Genomic DNA, 15755 nt, shown 5'->3' on the forward strand with positions numbered 1-15755 from the left:
GCTGCTGCTGCTGATCGAGTCCGGGCAATACGCCATGACCCAACGGGTGCTGGTGATCGATGCCCCCGAACAATTGCAGATCGAACGTACCCTGCAACGTGACCAGACCAGCGAGCAGCAAGTCCAGGCGATCCTCAAGGCCCAGTCCAGCCGCCAGGATCGCGTGAGCCATGCCGACGACGTCGTGGTCAATGACCGCGACCTTGCCTGGCTGCACAGCGAGGTCGAACGCCTGCATCACTTTTATCTTTCTTTGCGTGGAGGCCAGTCATGAGCCAACCAACGACCGTCGAATGCCCAACCTGTGGCGCCCCCGTGGAATGGACCGCCGAGAGCAAATTCCGGCCATTCTGCTCCGACCGCTGCAAACTGATCGACCTGGGCGCCTGGGCGTCCGAAGAACACAAGATTCCAGTGGCTCCCGATGCCGAGGACGAGATGTTCAGCGGCGACTTCGACCCGCGCCACTGATCCATCGACTGGGCGATTCCAGGTCTTGATGCGGATCAGGACTTGGGATCGTCGTCCTTCCAGGGAGCCGAGAGGTAGCGTGTGCGGTTGAACGTCTCCAGCCATTCCGGGCAGAACACCACCAGCGCACTGACGATCATGCCGTTGATAAACGCTTCGGGAAAAATGATCAGCCACAGATATCCGACAAAATCTTCCAGCCAGTACGGCATGGCAAAGCGCTCGTTGAACCATAACAACCAAAGCGCCAGCAGCAGGCATAGCAACGCCGACAGCGCGGCGGCAAAGAATCCGGATACGAAGATATACACGAAGGGATTTCGTGGCTGCGCCCGCTCCACCAGAATCGCGCAACACTCGGTGACCAGCACCGGCAGCGCAATCAACAGCGCGCCATTGACCCCGACCGCCGCCAGGTCCTGTCGCCCGAGCAACACCAGCCCCGTTTGCGCAACCAACCCGCCGACCAGCGCCAGCGGCCAGTCCAGCAGCAGGGTCACCGCTGTCATGCCGATGAAGTGGTAAGACACACCGGTATCAAAGTCGCGCCGCACCAGCCACAACAGAAACAGCGCAAACACCGTTCCAAACAGCAGATGCTGACGACGGCTGTCGGTGAACAGTTCAACCCACGGCGCGCGACAGATCGCCCAGATCAACACCGGCACATAGATCAGCCAGCCGACCGCCAGGGTTTGCGATGACAGCAACTCTGCACCGATCATGGCTACGCGCGTCTCCCAGGCGAAGAACAACAGACACTCAGTCTACACCGCCGCTCGCCGGCCCCTCGACTTCAAGCCCAATGCCGCGGATCGTTCATCACCGCGTCATGTTCGGCGAACAGCTTCGGTAGCTCTGACTTGAGAAAATCCACCCAGGTGCGGACCTTGGCATCGAGAAAGTGTCGCGAAGGATACAGCGCATACACATTGCGTTCGCGCAGGCGCCATGCAGGTAACACACGCAGCAAAGTGCCATCGCTCAAGGGCCGCGTCGCGGTGTAGAACGGCAGCAGGCTGATGCCCATGCCCGCCTCCGAAGCCTTGACCATCGACTCGGCAACATTGCACTGAAAGGTCTTGGCCGGGCTAACGGCGTGCTCGCCGTGCTCATCCTGGAAAAGCCATTGATCGCTGTACAACGGGTCGAGCATGCGCAGGCACTGATGATCGCTCAGCGCCAGCGGCTGCTGCGGTACGCCCTGGCGTTGCAAGTAAGCCGGGGAAGCACAGGGCACGCTGTAGATCTGCCCGATGGCTTGCGCAACCATTTGCGAGTCGGCCAGTTCGGGCGCTATCGAAATCACCACATCGTGCCCCTCCTCCAGCGGATCGGGATTGCGCTGCGACAAGGTCAGCTCGAACACCACATCGGGATAAAGCTCGCTGTAGCGGGCGATCAACGGCGTGAGCAGCACACCCAGGCCGTTCATGCTGTGCACCCGCAGGCGTCCGGCCGGATTGATATGAGCGCCACGGGCCTCGGCCGTCGCCTCATCCATGGCTTCGACGATTTGCCGGCTGCGCAGCAGGAAGCGCTCGCCGGCGTCGGTCAGGCTCAAGCGTCGCGTGGTGCGTTGCAGCAGACGCGCCTGTACATGTTCCTCCAGATCCGCCACCAATCGGGATACCTGCGCGGTCGACAGATCCAGCGCATCGGCAGCCCCGGTGAAACTGGCGCAGTCCACCACCCGGATGAACACGCGCAAGTTGTTAAGCACATCCATAAGCCCCCCTCAGGCAATGACTGTTACGTTTTATGTAAGGCTGCATACACCGTTCGCCCCTTTATCCGTCGGTGGCAAAGACTAAAATTCAGACATCAGAACCGACACGGAGCACGCCAACATGAAAACGTTGATCAGCCTGTTGCTGACCGTCATCGCCACCTCGGCCATGGCCGCTGACAACGAGCCCCTCGCGGTCCTGTACAACCCGGCGCAGCCACTGGACGTCGCCAGCGTGGTTTCTGTGTCGGACACCGCGACCGCGTGCGGAGTCGTACCGGCAACCATGGTGTATGTCGATCATCAGGGCCAGACCCACCGCGTGACCTACAACGTCATCGGTGATTGCACCAGCAACCTGTGATCAGTGATCAGTGATCAGTGATCAGTGATCAGTGATCAGTGACTCACAGCAAGGTCCACGTGTAGCTGAGGATCAAGCGGTTCTCGTCGATATCACTGCGGTAGTTTGAACGCGCCATGGCATTGCGCACGCGAATGCCCAAACCTTTGAGGCTGCCGCTCTGCAGCACATAGCCAATGTCCAGGTCACGCTCGCGATCCTTGCCTTCAAAGCTCTTGCCAGTATCGACATTGTTGCCGCTGATGTAGCGCACGGTGCTGGTCAGCCCCGGTACGCCGAGCGCCGCGAAGTCGTAGTCGTAGCGCGCCTGCCAGGAACGCTCATCGGTGAAGGCGAACTCGTAGGTCGGCACTTCGTTGCCCAGTGGTGAGATGTTGGCAAACACCCGTGGGAACGCACTGTCACCGAACATGCCCTGATAGCCGACGTAAAACGTATGGCCGCCACGCTTGGCCGACAGCAACGAGAAGAACGCCTGGTTGTCGATGTTGCCCAGCAGTTTTTTGCCGTCCTCGCGCGAATCGTAGTAACCGAGGTTGGCGCCGAGGATCCAGTCGCCCACCGGCTCGCTGTGCTTGAGGCCCAGGAAGCGCTGGTTATAGATGTCTTCCAGTTGCCCGTACCAGGCGCTGACCGAGCTGCGCTTGTCGTTGAAGACATAATCAGCGCCAGCAAAATTGAAACCGTCACTGCTGACCTGGCGCTGCGGCACATGACCGAGCATGGCTTGCATCTTTTCGTCGCCAGCCTCGTTGCGCAGGCTGGTTGAACTCAAGTGGCCACCCTGTAGCGTCAGGCCATTGATCTCGTTGGAAGTGATGCTTGCGCCCTGATAACTCGGCGGCAACAGGCGAATATCGCTGAATGCCAACACCGGCAGATTGGGTTGCAACTCACCGACTTTCAGCTCGGTTTTGGAGTAGCGCATCTTCAACGCGCCTTCCAGGCGGCTGTAGTTATCCGCCGCGCGGCCGTCGCCCTGCACCGGCAGCAAACCGGTATTGGTCCGGTCCGGAGCGCTGTCGAGCTTGAGGCCGAGCAAGCCGATGACGTCCATCCCAAACCCGACGGTGCCCTGGGTGTATCCGGACTTCACGTTGAGGATGAAACCCTGGGCCCACTCTTCAGCCTTCGATTGCTGGTTGGCGCCAACGATGTCGGAATAGTCGCGGCTGAAGTAGTAATTGCGCGCCTGCAACGTCGCGGTGGTGTCTTCGACAAAGCCTTTTTCAGCGGCCATCACACCTGTGGAAAAACTCGAGACGACAGCCAGGGACAACGCCGAACCGGTTGTTGGGAGAATCTGTTTCATCGTTTTTCTCTTATTGTTATTGATCGACTGATTGAAGGACTTCAGTTGCAGTGGATTTGCGATGGGGAACGGAACGACGGGCGCTCAACAGCACATGGGTGACCATGCCGAAAATCAGCCCCCAGAACGCCGCGGACAAACCGAACAACGACATGCCCGAAGCCGTGACCAGAAAGGTCACCAGCGCGGCTTCACGATCGCTCGGCACCGCCATCGCGCCCGTCAACGCACCGGCAATGGCGGCGAACAAGGCCAGCCCGGCCAGCGCCGCGATCAGCTCTTTGGGGAACGCGGAAAACAGCGAGACCAGCGTGGCGCCGAAGATCCCCAACAGCAGGTAACACAGGCCGCCGACCACCCCGGCCACGTAGCGTTTGCGAGGTTCTTCGTGGGATTCTCGACCGGTGCAGATCGCCGCGGTGATCGCCGCCAGATTCAGTCCATGGCAACCAAACGGCGCCAGCAATGCCGTGCCCAGCGCGCTACTGGCGATGATCGGGCTCGCCGGCGTCGGATAACCGCTGGCGCGCAGCACCGCCATGCCGGGCACGAACTGACCGGTCAGCGCCACCATCACCAGCGGCAAGGCGATGTTCAGGATCGCGCCCAGGCTGAACTCGGGCGTAATCCACACCGGCGTAGCCAGGCCGATCACCAGCGCTTCACGATGCAAATCACCGCTGAACGCGGCGATCGAACACCCCACCAGCAGCACCATCATCACCGCATAACGCGGCATCACCCGCTTGCAGATCAGGTAGCAGGCAAACATCGCCAGGACCAGCAAGGGCTTGTGCTGCATCGACACAAACAACCCGGTGCCGAAACTGAACAGGATCCCCGCCAGCATCGCCGCCGCGATGGCTGCGGGCAGCTTGCTGATGATCCGGTCGAAAGCGCCCGAGATGCCAACCGCGAAAATGATCAGGCTGCTGACCAGATAAGCCCCCACCGCCTCTGCCATGGAAATTTCCGGCAACAGCGTCACCAGCAACGCCGAGCCCGGCGCCGACCAGGCGATGATCACCGGAACGCGGTAGCGCAGGCTCAAACCGATACCGAGCACGGCGCTGCCAATGGAGATCGCCCAGATCCAGGACGACAACACTTCCCGCGAAAGATGAGCCGCTTCTGCCGCCTGAAAGATGATCACCAACGGGCCGGCATAGGAAATCACCGTGGCAATGAATCCAGCCACGGCGGCTGACAACGAGAAGTCCTGGAAAAACGCTTTCATGATTCAGGCACCGGTCGCTGACAACGCTGGGTTGAGGCCGGCAGCGCTACGTCGGCTGCTGATGGCGAACACGGTCATGGCCAGGGCCGCCACCGCACCAGGCAAGGCAAACGCCATGAAGTTCAGTTGCAAGGGCAAGCTGATCCCGAGCAAGGCACCACCCAGCAGCGGACCGACGATGGCCCCGTTGCGCCCAATGCCCGACGCCCAGCCCAGACCGGTTGAACGAATCGTCATGGAATAAAACTGCGCGGCGCAGGCGTACAAAAGAATCTGCGAGCCAATGGTGGTGGCACCCGCAATGGCGATCAGCAGGTACAACACCGGCATCGGGCTGTTGAAGCCCAACAGCGTGATCGACACCGCCGCCATGGCGAAAAACACCGCCAGCACCCGCGGCAGATTGAGTTTGTCGCCCAGCACCCCGCCACCGACCGCGCCGAAAATCGCCCCGAAGTTCAACACCAGCAGGAACGACAGGCTCGAACCCAGGCTGTAACCGGCGTTGGCCATCAGTTTCGGCAGCCAGGAACTCAGCGCGTACACCATCAACAGACAGCAGAAAAACGCCAGCCAGAGCATCAGCGTGCGCAGCGCACGACCTTCACGGAACAACTGCAACACCGGTGTGCCCGTGCCTTTCACTTCGGCCATGTGCAATTGATCAGACGTTTGTGCAACGTAGGCCGGATCAATCCGCTGGAGAATAATGCGCGCCTCTTCATTGCGCCCCTGACGCAACATGTAGCCCACCGATTCGGGCAGGAAATACATGATCAGTGGCAACAACAGCAACGGCAGGACCGCCACGTAAAACACCGACTGCCAGCCGAAACTCGGGATCAGCACAATGCCCAGCCCAGCGGACAGCATGCCGCCCACCGAGTAACCGCTGAACATGATCGCGACCAGAGTGCTGCGGATTTTTTTCGGCGCGTACTCGTTCATCAGTGCCACGACGTTAGGCATCACGCCGCCAATGCCGAGCCCGGCAATGAAGCGACACAGTCCGAACTCCGTGGGGTTGCGGGCGAATCCGTTGAGCACGGTGAAACCACTGAAGAGCATCACGCAGATCGTGATGGCCTTCTTGCGGCCGATCCTGTCCGACAGCGGTCCGAAGAACAGCGCGCCGAACATCATGCCGAACAGTGCATAGCTACCCAGTGCACCCGCTTGCAGAGGACTGAGCCCCCACTCTTTCATCAGCATCGGCAAGACCACGCCGTAGATCACCAGATCGTAACCGTCGAAGATGATGATCAGGGCACACCAGAACAGCACCATCCAGTGAAAGCGGTTGAAGCGAGCGTTGTCGATAACCTCATGTACGTCGATCTTGCGCATGGCATATATCTCTTGTTGTTGTTTTTTTAGAGCGGCGGTAACACGGCTTACGTCCGTACAGCCGAGGGTAGAGCCGCCCGATACGTGGCAATAGCCAGTGAGCGCAGATCACTATCCGTTTTGTGCAGGGCCCTGGAACGGGCATGGGAACGGAAGGCATTGAGCCTCTCCGACAAATTGTCTTCTTTGCGATCACATTTGAACGCTAAGCTTGGGCCTATGGATGACTCAGATTATTTACGCCTGCTGACCATCGCGGCCGAGCAAGCCAACGCATTTCTGTCCAATGCCCGCAAATGGGAGCGTGAGCGTTGGGTCTGCCAGCGCCTGCTGCAAGGCTTGAACATTCCCTATCGTGCCGATGAATTCGCCCCCGCCGGGGAGCCGCCGGATGTGTTGTTTCGCGATGCCAGTTTCGAGGTGTTCTTCGTGCTCGACGAGGGCCGGCGCCTCAACGATGAATGGCGCGACGAACTGCAACGCCGACGTAGCGCGTTTTCCCTGAGTCAACTGGTGCGCCGCGAGGCCAAGCCACGACGTATCCCCGCCAACGAGTTCTTGCTGCGATTGGCGCCGACTTTGCGCAAAAAAGCGCACAACTACAAAGAACGCGGCATGGATCTGGGTGAGCTGGACATCATTGCCTTCGCCAGCCTCAAACGCGAAGTGTTGGACCTCAACAGCCATTTTCCGCCGCCGACCGAATACCTGCGACAGGGCTGGCGTTCGCTGTCATTGGTTGGGCCGACATTCGCCCGCGTGCTGTTCGCTCACCCGGATGCGCCGGACTTCTTGCGCAGCAACCTGGGGCGCAGCATTGTTTTTGATGTCGGGATCAGTCTGTGAGCCTCGAGCCTTTCTCCGGTCAGCAGCTAAGCTGCGTTCACAGCTGAATATTTTCCCTGTAGCTTCTACACATTCAGCAACGTCTACCCCTGACGAGGCCCGATATGACCAGCCGCCTGAACCCCGACGACCAAAAGCATGTCGAAGAGTACCTGCAGTTGTCCCAGCACCAAGTCGAGCGCCGGCCTTTCCGGCCGTGGATGCTCCTTGTACTGGTCTTGGCAGTGACCATTGGTCTGGGCTTGTTGAGCCGACTTATCAGTTACCTGACGCTATGAGCAGCCTCGCGCTCGCTCGGGTAATTGCACCGATTTCCTTTAGCCTTGCGAGTTATCCCCATGTCCCATCGTATTGTCATTGTCGGCGGCGGCGCCGGCGGTCTGGAGTTGGCTACCCGTCTGGGTAAGACTCTGGGCAAGCGCGGCACAGCCAGCGTGATGCTGGTCGACGCGAACCTGACCCACATCTGGAAACCGTTGTTGCACGAAGTGGCGGCCGGTTCCCTGAACTCTTCCGAAGATGAACTCAACTATGTCGCCCAGGCCAAATGGAACCACTTCGAGTTCCAGCTGGGGCGCATGAGCGGGCTCGATCGCGCGAAGAAAAAAATCCAGCTGGCCGCCACCTATGACGAAGCTGGTGTGGAGCTGGTGCCGGCCCGCGAAGTGCCTTACGACTCGCTGGTGATCTCAGTCGGCAGTACCACCAACGATTTCGGCACCCAGGGCGCGGCGCAACACTGCCTGTTCCTCGACACCCGCAAACAGGCCGAGCGCTTCCACCAGCAATTGCTCAATCACTATTTGCGCGCTCACGCCGGTCAGACCGACACGATCGAGCAAATCAGCGTGGCCATCGTCGGCGCCGGTGCCACCGGAGTCGAGCTGGCCGCCGAACTGCACAACGCCGCCCATGAATTGGCAGCCTATGGCCTGGACCGGATCAAACCGGAAAACATGCACATCACCCTGATCGAAGCCGGGCCACGGGTGCTGCCGGCGCTGCCGGAGCGGATTGGCGGACCTGTGCATAAAACCCTGGAGAAACTCGGGGTCAACGTCATGACCAATGCTGCGGTCAGCGAAGTGACGGCCGACAGCCTGATCACCGCCGACGGCAAAGTGATCAACGCTAGCCTGAAGGTCTGGGCGGCGGGGATTCGCGCACCGGGTTTCCTCAAGGACATCGATGGCCTGGAAACCAACCGCATCAATCAGCTGCAAGTGCTGCCGACCCTGCAGACCACCCGTGACGAGAACATCTTCGCCTTCGGTGACTGCGCCGCCTGCCCGCAACCAGGCAGCGACCGCAATGTTCCGCCACGTGCCCAGGCCGCGCACCAACAGGCTTCGTTGCTGGCCAAATCGCTGAAACTGCGCATCGAAGGCAAGGCGCTGCCGGAGTACAAGTACACCGACTACGGCTCGCTGATCTCGCTGTCGCGTTTTTCGGCTGTGGGTAACTTGATGGGCAACCTCACCGGCAGCGTGATGCTCGAAGGCTGGCTGGCGCGGATGTTCTACGTGTCGCTGTACCGCATGCACCAGATGGCGCTGTACGGGCCGTTCCGCACGGCAATGCTGATGCTGGGGAGCAAGATCGGGCGCGGGACTGAGCCACGGCTCAAGCTGCACTGATGTAAACCTGTGGGAGCGAGCTTGCTCGCGATGGCGTCCTTTCTGTCGATATCAATGTCGCCTGATACACCGTCATCGCGAGCAAGCTCGCTCCCACAGGGTTTTGCGGCACGCCCAAGATTTTCGCGGGCAAAAAAAATCCCCGTATCTTTCGATACGAGGATTTTTAATATGGTCGGGGTAAGGGGATTCGAACTCCTGACATCCTGCTCCCAAAGCAGGCGCGCTACCGGACTGCGCTATACCCCGGTAAAAAAAAGGCACCTTTGAAAGGCGCCTTCTTCGATCAGCGCTTTTGGCCTCTGATCTTAAGATTCGATTCCAGCGCTAACTGGTTTCAAAAATGGTGGGTCGTGTGGGATTCGAACCTACGACCAATTGGTTAAAAGCCAACTGCTCTACCAACTGAGCTAACGACCCAAAAATGGTCGGGGTAAGGGGATTCGAACTCCTGACATCCTGCTCCCAAAGCAGGCGCGCTACCGGACTGCGCTATACCCCGGTTTGAAATTGGCTCCGTGACCAGGACTCGAACCTGGGACCCAATGATTAACAGTCATTTGCTCTACCGACTGAGCTATCACGGAACTACACATTTCAATTTACAACTTTGAAGCTTTACAGCGTTCTCTTCGACCCGTCCGCATCGCTGCGTTCGTGTGTCTGAGGCGCGCTATTCTACAATCTTCAGCACCTCTGTCAACCCCCTAAATTGCTTTCAAGTTAATGATTTGCAACTTATTTTGGATTCCTGCTTGGGGAGCGGAAACCCTGGCGGGTGACTTACTGCGGGGCGCACTTTACAAGCCTTTTCCTTTGAGTTCAACAGCCTAACGAAAAAAAGGCCTCGTTATGCGAGGCCTTTTCGATTTTGCCGCGGTTATGGATCAGACGAAGACGATTTCGTCGTTTTCCAACACACCGTGAGCGGTATCGCCCGGCATGAATCGACCGGACAGGATCAGCTGCGCCAACGGGTTCTCGATCCAGCGCTGGATAGCGCGCTTGAGCGGCCGTGCGCCATACACCGGGTCGTAACCGACCGCGATCAGCTTGTCCATCGCCTCAGGGCTAAGCTCAAGCTTCAGCTCCCGCTCGGTCAGACGGCTGCGCAGACGACCCAACTGGATCTCGGTAATGCCGGCGATCTGATCCCGCGCCAATGGCTCGAAGATCACCACTTCGTCGACCCGGTTGATGAACTCCGGCCGGAAGTGGCTGGAAATCGCGTCCATCACCGCTGCACGCTGCGCCTCACGGTCACCGACCAGTTCCTGGATCTGTACCGACCCCAGGTTGGAGGTCATGACAATCACGGTGTTCTTGAAATCCACCGTGCGGCCATGGCTGTCGGTCAGACGACCGTCTTCGAGCACTTGCAGCAGGATGTTGAACACATCCGGGTGCGCCTTCTCGACTTCGTCCATGAGGATCACCGAATACGGCTTGCGACGTACGGCCTCGGTCAGGTAACCGCCCTCTTCATACCCCACATAGCCCGGTGGCGCACCGATCAAGCGAGCCACGGAATGTTTCTCCATGAACTCGGACATGTCGATCCGCACCATCGCCTCTTCGGTATCGAAGAGGAATTCGGCCAGCGCCTTGCACAGCTCGGTTTTTCCGACACCGGTCGGGCCGAGGAACATGAACGAGCCGCTCGGGCGATTCGGGTCGGACAACCCGGCGCGCGAACGCCGCACAGCGTTGGAAACCGCCACCACCGCTTCGTCCTGGCCGATCACACGCTGGTGCAACAGGCTTTCCATTTTCATCAGCTTTTCGCGCTCGCCTTCGAGCATCTTCGACACCGGAATACCGGTCCACTTCGAAACGACTTCGGCGATCTCCTCTTCAGTCACCTTGCTGCGCAGCAACTGGTTTTCGGCTTTGCCATGCTGGTCGACCATTTGCAGGCTGCGTTCCAGATCCGGGATCACCCCGTACTGCAACTCGGCCATGCGGTTCAGGTCGCCTTTACGGCGGGCTGCTTCCAGTTCCTGACGGGACTGTTCGATTTTCTGCTGGATCTGCGCCGACCCCTGAACCTCGGCTTTCTCCGAATTCCAGATTTCTTCCAGATCCGAGTACTCACGCTCATGCCGAGCGATTTCTTCCTGCAATTTTTCCAGACGCTTCTTCGCCGCGTCGTCGCTTTCTTTCTTCAGCGCCTGGGATTCCACCTTCAGCTGAATCAGGCGACGCTCCAGACGGTCCAGCACTTCCGGCTTGGAGTCGATCTCCATGCGGATGCGGCTGGCGGCTTCATCGATCAGGTCGATGGCCTTGTCCGGCAACTGCCGGTCCGTGATGTAGCGATGGCTGAGCTTGGCCGCGGCAATGATCGCGCCGTCGGTAATCGCCACCTTGTGGTGAACCTCATAACGCTCCTTGAGGCCACGCAGGATGGCGATGGTGTCTTCTTCGCTCGGCTCGTCCACCAGCACTTTCTGGAAACGTCGCTCGAGAGCGGCGTCCTTCTCTATGTATTGGCGGTACTCGTTGAGCGTGGTGGCGCCCACGCAGTGCAGCTCACCACGGGCCAGGGCCGGCTTGAGCATGTTGCCCGCATCCATCGAGCCTTCGCCTTTACCGGCACCGACCATGGTATGCAGCTCGTCGATGAACAGCATGATCTGCCCTTCCTGCTTCGACAGTTCATTGAGCAATGCTTTGAGGCGCTCTTCGAACTCGCCGCGATACTTGGCACCAGCGATCAGCGCCCCCATGTCCAGGGACAGCAGGCGCTTACCCTTGAGGCCGTCCGGCACTTCGCCGTTGATGATGCGCTGGGCCAGGCCTTCGGCGATGGCGGTCTTACCCACGCCAGGCTCACCGATCAGCACCGGGTTGTTCTTGGTCCGACGTTGCAGCACCTGGATGGTCCGGCGAATTTCATCGTCACGGCCGATCACCGGATCGAGTTTGCCGTCTTCGGCGCGCTTGGTCAGGTCGACGGTGTATTTATCCAGGGCCTGGCGCGCCTCTTCGTGGTTCGGGTCGTTGACCGCCTCGCCACCACGCAGGTTGTTGATTGCGTTCTCCAGGGCTTTCTTGCTCACACCCTGACCGAGCAACAGTTTTCCGAGCTTGCTGTTCTCGTCCATGGCGGCGAGCAGCACCAGTTCGCTGGAGATGAACTGGTCGCCCTTCTGCTGGGCCAGACGATCGGCCTGATTGAGCAGGCGCGCCAGATCCTGCGACATGTTCACGTCGCCGGTCGGGTTCTGGATTTTCGGTAGCTGGTCGAGCTCTTTGGTCAACTCTTTACGCAGGCTGTTGACGTCGAAGCCCACCTGCATCAGCAGGGGTTTGATCGAGCCGCCCTGCTGTTCGAGCAAGGCTTGCATCAAGTGCGCCGGCTCAATGGCCGGATGATCGTGGCCGACAGCCAGGGATTGGGCATCGGACAACGCTAACTGCAATTTGCTGGTTAAACGGTCTATACGCATGGGTCACCTTCCTTTTGAGCAGGCCGGACCTATAAAACATCCTGAATGAAGAAACCTGCCAGATAGCACAATAGATGTGGTCGATTCTGGGAGTTTCAAGCGTCGTGACGTTGATGCRGGTCAGGCAAGTCTAGCGTTCGAGCCAGATCAAGGAAGCAAATCGACCGGTACGAGGATTTCGCCGGTAAGAGAAGAAGCGCGGATCGGTTACTGTGCAGAATCCGCCACCATAGACTGCAGTGACACCGCGAACCGCCAGACGCAAGCGGGCCAGCATATAGATGTCGGCCATGAACTTGCCGGCGTTTACGCTTGGCACAAAAGCCTCAGCCGCTTGCGGCAACTGTGTCACGAAGGTTTCGCGTACCTCCGGGCCAACCTCAAAGGCTTTCGGACCAATGGCCGGACCCAGCCACACCAACACATCGGCAGGAGGTACAGCCAGACTGTCGAGCGTGGCTTCCAGCACACCCGCCGCCAACCCGCGCCAACCGGCATGAGCCGCTGCGACTCGAGTGCCGGCGCGGTCGCAAAACAATGCTGGCAGGCAGTCAGCAGTCATCGCCGCACAGGCGATACCGGGTGTCGACGTCCAACTGGCATCGGCAGTGTCCACCCGGCCCGGATCGGCATGGGCCACGACGATGCCGTGGACCTGCTGCAGCCAGGCCGGTTGCATGGAGAAATGATCGGTAAGGCGACGGCGATTCTCGGCAACAGCTTCAGGGCTGTCGTCGACGTGATCGCCGAGGTTGAGGCTGTCGAACGGCGCCACACTGACGCCGCCCGCACGGGTGGTTACACAGGCTTTGACCCCGGCCGGCGCGGGCCAGTCAGGAATCAGCCAGTCACTCATCCGATGAACGCCTCGCGGTCTTGCTTGAGCAGGGTCAGCAGCCAGACGAAGTCTTCCGGCAACGGCGATTCCCAGCTCATGCGCTTACCGGTGGTCGGATGATCCAGTTCCAGGAAACGCGCATGCAGCGCCTGACGCGGGAAGTTTTTCAGGGATTCGACCATGGTTGGGTTGGCTGCCGGCGGAATACGGAAACGACCACCGTAGGCGGGATCTCCGACCAACGGGTAGTTGATGTGCGCCATGTGCACGCGAATCTGGTGCGTACGGCCGGTTTCCAGCTTCACCCGCACGTGGGTGTGGGAGCGGAAACGCTCTAGCACGCGGTAATGGCTGACGGCTTGCTTGCCACCTTCCATCACGGCCATGCGCTGGCGCTGCTGGCCGTGACGACCGATCGGCGCGTTGATCTTGCCGCCAGCGGTCACTACACCGATCACGATGCACTCGTAGATCCGGCTGACGCTACGGCTCTGCAACTGTGTCACCAACTGCGTCTGCGCTTGAATGGTCTTGGCCACCACCATCAGACCGGTGGTGTCCTTGTCCAGGCGATGCACGATACCGGCGCGGGGCACATTGATGATGTCCGGCACGTGGTGCAGCAAGGCGTTGAGCAGGGTGCCATCGGCATGACCGGCAGCCGGGTGTACCACCAGGCCCGCAGGCTTGTTGATCACCAGGATGTCGTCGTCTTCGTAGACGATGTCCAGGGCAATATCTTGAGCGACCCATTCGCCCTGAGCTTCCTGCTCGGCAGTCAACTCAAGGATGGCGCCGCCATGGACGATGTCTCGCGGGCGGATAACCGCCCCATCCACAGTCAGGCGGCCGTCTTTGATCCAGGCGGAAAGGCGCGAGCGCGAGTGCTCAGCGAATAATTGTGCGGCGACTTGATCGAGGCGTTGGCCGCCCAATTCGGACGGCACCTCTGCGCGAAGTTCAATTTTATCGGACATGCTCAGACTAGGCGTCGGCACAGCCTTTGGTTTCGGCTGCGCGCTTGTGGTTAAATACGGCGTCTTTTGCCCCGAGGCTATTCAACGGGGCGTTCATCATAACAGGACGGCCACGCCCAAGACAGCGGCCGTCATAGGGACGCAAGCCGCCATGCAAGTGAAACACCTGCTGCTGATCGCCATCCTCGCATTGACCGCTGCTTGCTCATCGAAGGAAGTCGTAGACGAAAACCTCAGTGAAGTCGAGCTGTACCAACAGGCTCAAAACGACCTGGACAACAGTAGCTACACCAGTGCCATTGCCAAGCTGAAGGCTCTGGAATCGCGTTATCCGTTCGGTCGTTATGCCGATCAGGCGCAACTCGAACTCATCTACGCCAACTACAAGAACACCGAGCCAGAAGCGGCCAAGTCCGCTGCGGAGCGCTTCATTCGTCTGCACCCACAGCATCCGAACGTCGATTACGCCTACTACCTCAAGGGCCTGACTTCTTTCGACCAGGACGTCGGCCTGCTGGCGCGCTTCCTGCCGCTGGACATGACCAAGCGTGACCCGGGCGCCGCCCGCGACTCCTACAACGAGTTCGCCCAGCTGACCAGCCGCTTCCCGAACAGCCGCTACGCGCCAGACGCCAAGCAGCGCATGATTTATCTGCGCAACCTGCTGGCGGCCTACGAAATTCACGTGGCCGACTACTACCTGACCCGTCAGGCCTATGTCGCCGCCGCGAACCGCGGTCGTTACGTGGTGGAAAACTTCCAGGAAACCCCTTCGGTCGGCGACGGCCTGGCGGTGATGACCGAAGCCTACCAGCGCCTGCATCTGGACGAACTGGCTGCCACCAGCCTGGAAACCCTGAAGCTCAACTACCCGAACCACCCGACGCTGGTGGACGGTCAGTTCGTGCCGACCGTGGCCGAAGCCGACAACCGTTCCTGGCTGAGCAAGGCGACCCTGGGCCTGATCGAGTCTCGTCCACCGCTGCCACCGGGCGAAACCCGCGCCAACCAGGACGTGCAGAGGCAGTTCCAGGACGCCAAGGACGCGATCCCGAGCGAGCTCAAACCTAAAGACGACAATGGCGAAGCGGTCGAAGAAGAAAATCACGAAGCGCAAGGCAACGACAGCGACCGTTCGTGGTTCAGCCACATGACATTCGGCGTGTTCGACTGACACCTTGGTGTTGTGTAAAAAAGGGAGACTTTTTCAAGTCTCCCTTTTTCAAGCGCTTGTTACACTGTGCGCCTGACAGGTCCTTGGCTAAACTGCCGGATCATCAGTCGAAAAGCAGCTCACCATGCTTCGTTTATTGTTCTGGATCGCCCTGATTGCCGCTGCAGTATGGTTCTGGCGCAAATTCAAGGGGCAGGCCTCCACCCCCAAGCCCCCTGCCGAACGGGAAGCGGCGCCAATGGTCCGTTGCGCCCATTGCGGCGTTCACCTGCCCCGTGACCGTGCGCTGAGCCTCGACCAGCAATGGTATTGCAGCCAGGCTCATCTCGAGCAAGACAAGGGCTCCAGAGGCCGCTGACACCTCACCCGAA

The 15755-nt window shown here is 59.7% G+C and carries 16 protein-coding genes and 4 tRNA genes; 8 read left to right on the forward strand and 12 right to left on the reverse strand.

From position 1 onward, the window contains the following. Together AC1DVH_RS10160 and yacG are read left to right on the forward strand one after the other, a co-directional pair. Positions 1-274, forward strand: a 274-nt coding sequence (locus AC1DVH_RS10160; protein ID WP_477753694.1) for a dephospho-CoA kinase, incomplete at its 5' end; no start/stop codon positions are given. Further along, positions 271-471, forward strand: coding sequence for a DNA gyrase inhibitor YacG (gene yacG / locus AC1DVH_RS10165; RefSeq protein ID WP_007970539.1), 201 nt, complete (start codon positions 271-273; stop codon positions 469-471). The genes AC1DVH_RS10160 and yacG, both read left to right, overlap by 4 nt. Positions 472-506: 35 nt before the next feature. Here yacG and AC1DVH_RS10170 read toward each other — a convergent pair whose 3' ends face one another. Next, a complete protein-coding gene (locus tag AC1DVH_RS10170) occupies positions 507-1196 on the reverse strand; it encodes an energy-coupling factor ABC transporter permease (RefSeq protein WP_477753717.1) in 690 nt (229 codons plus the stop codon). Between the two features lie 71 nt (positions 1197-1267). Beyond that, complete coding sequence (locus tag AC1DVH_RS10175) at positions 1268-2200, reverse strand: LysR family transcriptional regulator (protein WP_477753695.1); 933 nt, start codon at positions 2198-2200, stop codon at positions 1268-1270. 121 nt (positions 2201-2321) lie between these two features. Here AC1DVH_RS10175 and AC1DVH_RS10180 point away from each other — a divergent pair, with 121 nt between their 5' ends. Next, the gene (locus tag AC1DVH_RS10180) at positions 2322-2564 is read left to right on the forward strand and encodes a DUF2790 domain-containing protein (RefSeq protein ID WP_477753696.1); all 243 of its coding nucleotides are present in this window, start codon (positions 2322-2324) and stop codon (positions 2562-2564) included. 43 nt (positions 2565-2607) lie between these two features. Here AC1DVH_RS10180 and AC1DVH_RS10185 read toward each other — a convergent pair whose 3' ends face one another. From AC1DVH_RS10185 to AC1DVH_RS10195, 3 genes are read right to left on the reverse strand one after another with little or no spacing between them, the layout of a single operon-like run. Further along, the gene (locus AC1DVH_RS10185; protein ID WP_477753697.1) at positions 2608-3876 is read right to left on the reverse strand and encodes an OprD family porin; all 1269 of its coding nucleotides are present in this window, start codon (positions 3874-3876) and stop codon (positions 2608-2610) included. 16 nt (positions 3877-3892) lie between these two features. Further along, a complete protein-coding gene (locus AC1DVH_RS10190; RefSeq protein WP_477753698.1) occupies positions 3893-5113 on the reverse strand; it encodes a benzoate/H(+) symporter BenE family transporter in 1221 nt (406 codons plus the stop codon). A gap of 3 nt (positions 5114-5116) precedes the next feature. Next, the gene (locus tag AC1DVH_RS10195) at positions 5117-6460 is read right to left on the reverse strand and encodes an aromatic acid/H+ symport family MFS transporter (RefSeq protein ID WP_477753699.1); all 1344 of its coding nucleotides are present in this window, start codon (positions 6458-6460) and stop codon (positions 5117-5119) included. A 219-nt stretch (positions 6461-6679) separates the two neighbouring features. Between AC1DVH_RS10195 and AC1DVH_RS10200 the strand changes: the two genes are divergently transcribed. From AC1DVH_RS10200 to AC1DVH_RS10210, 3 genes are all read left to right on the forward strand, one after another. Further along, positions 6680-7306, forward strand: a complete 627-nt coding sequence (locus AC1DVH_RS10200; protein ID WP_007970534.1) for a DUF1780 domain-containing protein — start codon at positions 6680-6682, stop codon at positions 7304-7306. A gap of 104 nt (positions 7307-7410) precedes the next feature. Then, a complete protein-coding gene (locus AC1DVH_RS10205) occupies positions 7411-7584 on the forward strand; it encodes a DUF3094 domain-containing protein (RefSeq protein ID WP_007970531.1) in 174 nt (57 codons plus the stop codon). 60 nt (positions 7585-7644) lie between these two features. Continuing rightward, positions 7645-8943: an NAD(P)/FAD-dependent oxidoreductase gene (locus tag AC1DVH_RS10210; RefSeq protein ID WP_223454827.1), complete on the forward strand. Its 1299-nt coding sequence runs from the start codon at positions 7645-7647 to the stop codon at positions 8941-8943. Between the two features lie 172 nt (positions 8944-9115). Here AC1DVH_RS10210 and AC1DVH_RS10215 read toward each other — a convergent pair. The 7 genes from AC1DVH_RS10215 to rluD form a co-directional block, all read right to left on the reverse strand. Continuing rightward, positions 9116-9192 (reverse strand) — tRNA-Pro (locus tag AC1DVH_RS10215). A 95-nt stretch (positions 9193-9287) separates the two neighbouring features. Then, positions 9288-9363, reverse strand: a tRNA-Lys gene (locus AC1DVH_RS10220). Positions 9364-9368: 5 nt separating this feature from the next. After that, a tRNA-Pro gene (locus AC1DVH_RS10225) sits at positions 9369-9445 on the reverse strand. Between the two features lie 9 nt (positions 9446-9454). Further along, positions 9455-9530 (reverse strand) — tRNA-Asn (locus tag AC1DVH_RS10230). A gap of 300 nt (positions 9531-9830) precedes the next feature. Then, on the reverse strand, positions 9831-12395 hold the full coding sequence (clpB, locus tag AC1DVH_RS10235; RefSeq protein ID WP_477753700.1) for an ATP-dependent chaperone ClpB: 2565 nt from the start codon (positions 12393-12395) through the stop codon (positions 9831-9833). Between the two features lie 130 nt (positions 12396-12525). Then, positions 12526-13251, reverse strand: coding sequence for a peptidoglycan editing factor PgeF (gene pgeF / locus AC1DVH_RS10240; protein WP_477753701.1), 726 nt, complete (start codon positions 13249-13251; stop codon positions 12526-12528). Next, a complete protein-coding gene (gene rluD, locus AC1DVH_RS10245) occupies positions 13248-14210 on the reverse strand; it encodes a 23S rRNA pseudouridine(1911/1915/1917) synthase RluD (protein WP_007990414.1) in 963 nt (320 codons plus the stop codon). Before rluD ends, pgeF begins: the two co-directional genes overlap by 4 nt. 151 nt (positions 14211-14361) lie before the next feature. Here rluD and AC1DVH_RS10250 point away from each other — a divergent pair, with 151 nt between their 5' ends. Together AC1DVH_RS10250 and AC1DVH_RS10255 are read left to right on the forward strand one after the other, a co-directional pair. Continuing rightward, entirely contained in the window at positions 14362-15384 is a 1023-nt protein-coding gene (locus AC1DVH_RS10250; RefSeq protein ID WP_477753702.1) for an outer membrane protein assembly factor BamD, read from the forward strand. Positions 15385-15508: 124 nt separating this feature from the next. Continuing rightward, positions 15509-15742, forward strand: a complete 234-nt coding sequence (locus AC1DVH_RS10255) for a PP0621 family protein (RefSeq protein WP_223454819.1) — start codon at positions 15509-15511, stop codon at positions 15740-15742. Positions 15743-15755 lie beyond the last annotated feature (13 nt).

It is taken from the genome of Pseudomonas sp. P4_C3, from assembly GCF_056402075.1.

What these genes read in the sequence shown, in the direction of transcription:
- AC1DVH_RS10210 (WP_223454827.1), top strand. Translation starts at nt 7,645, where the DNA reads ATGTCCCATCGTATTGTCATTGTCGGCGGCGGCGCCGGCGGTCTGGAG.
- pgeF (WP_477753701.1), bottom strand. Translation starts at nt 13,251, where the DNA reads ATGAGTGACTGGCTGATTCCTGACTGGCCCGCGCCGGCCGGGGTCAAA.
- AC1DVH_RS10255 (WP_223454819.1), top strand. Translation starts at nt 15,509, where the DNA reads ATGCTTCGTTTATTGTTCTGGATCGCCCTGATTGCCGCTGCAGTATGG.
- AC1DVH_RS10250 (WP_477753702.1), top strand. Translation starts at nt 14,362, where the DNA reads ATGCAAGTGAAACACCTGCTGCTGATCGCCATCCTCGCATTGACCGCT.
- AC1DVH_RS10195 (WP_477753699.1), bottom strand. Translation starts at nt 6,460, where the DNA reads ATGCGCAAGATCGACGTACATGAGGTTATCGACAACGCTCGCTTCAAC.
- AC1DVH_RS10180 (WP_477753696.1), top strand. Translation starts at nt 2,322, where the DNA reads ATGAAAACGTTGATCAGCCTGTTGCTGACCGTCATCGCCACCTCGGCC.
- yacG (WP_007970539.1), top strand. Translation starts at nt 271, where the DNA reads ATGAGCCAACCAACGACCGTCGAATGCCCAACCTGTGGCGCCCCCGTG.
- AC1DVH_RS10190 (WP_477753698.1), bottom strand. Translation starts at nt 5,113, where the DNA reads ATGAAAGCGTTTTTCCAGGACTTCTCGTTGTCAGCCGCCGTGGCTGGA.
- AC1DVH_RS10185 (WP_477753697.1), bottom strand. Translation starts at nt 3,876, where the DNA reads ATGAAACAGATTCTCCCAACAACCGGTTCGGCGTTGTCCCTGGCTGTC.
- AC1DVH_RS10170 (WP_477753717.1), bottom strand. Translation starts at nt 1,196, where the DNA reads ATGATCGGTGCAGAGTTGCTGTCATCGCAAACCCTGGCGGTCGGCTGG.
- AC1DVH_RS10175 (WP_477753695.1), bottom strand. Translation starts at nt 2,200, where the DNA reads ATGGATGTGCTTAACAACTTGCGCGTGTTCATCCGGGTGGTGGACTGC.
- rluD (WP_007990414.1), bottom strand. Translation starts at nt 14,210, where the DNA reads ATGTCCGATAAAATTGAACTTCGCGCAGAGGTGCCGTCCGAATTGGGC.
- AC1DVH_RS10205 (WP_007970531.1), top strand. Translation starts at nt 7,411, where the DNA reads ATGACCAGCCGCCTGAACCCCGACGACCAAAAGCATGTCGAAGAGTAC.
- AC1DVH_RS10200 (WP_007970534.1), top strand. Translation starts at nt 6,680, where the DNA reads ATGGATGACTCAGATTATTTACGCCTGCTGACCATCGCGGCCGAGCAA.
- clpB (WP_477753700.1), bottom strand. Translation starts at nt 12,395, where the DNA reads ATGCGTATAGACCGTTTAACCAGCAAATTGCAGTTAGCGTTGTCCGAT.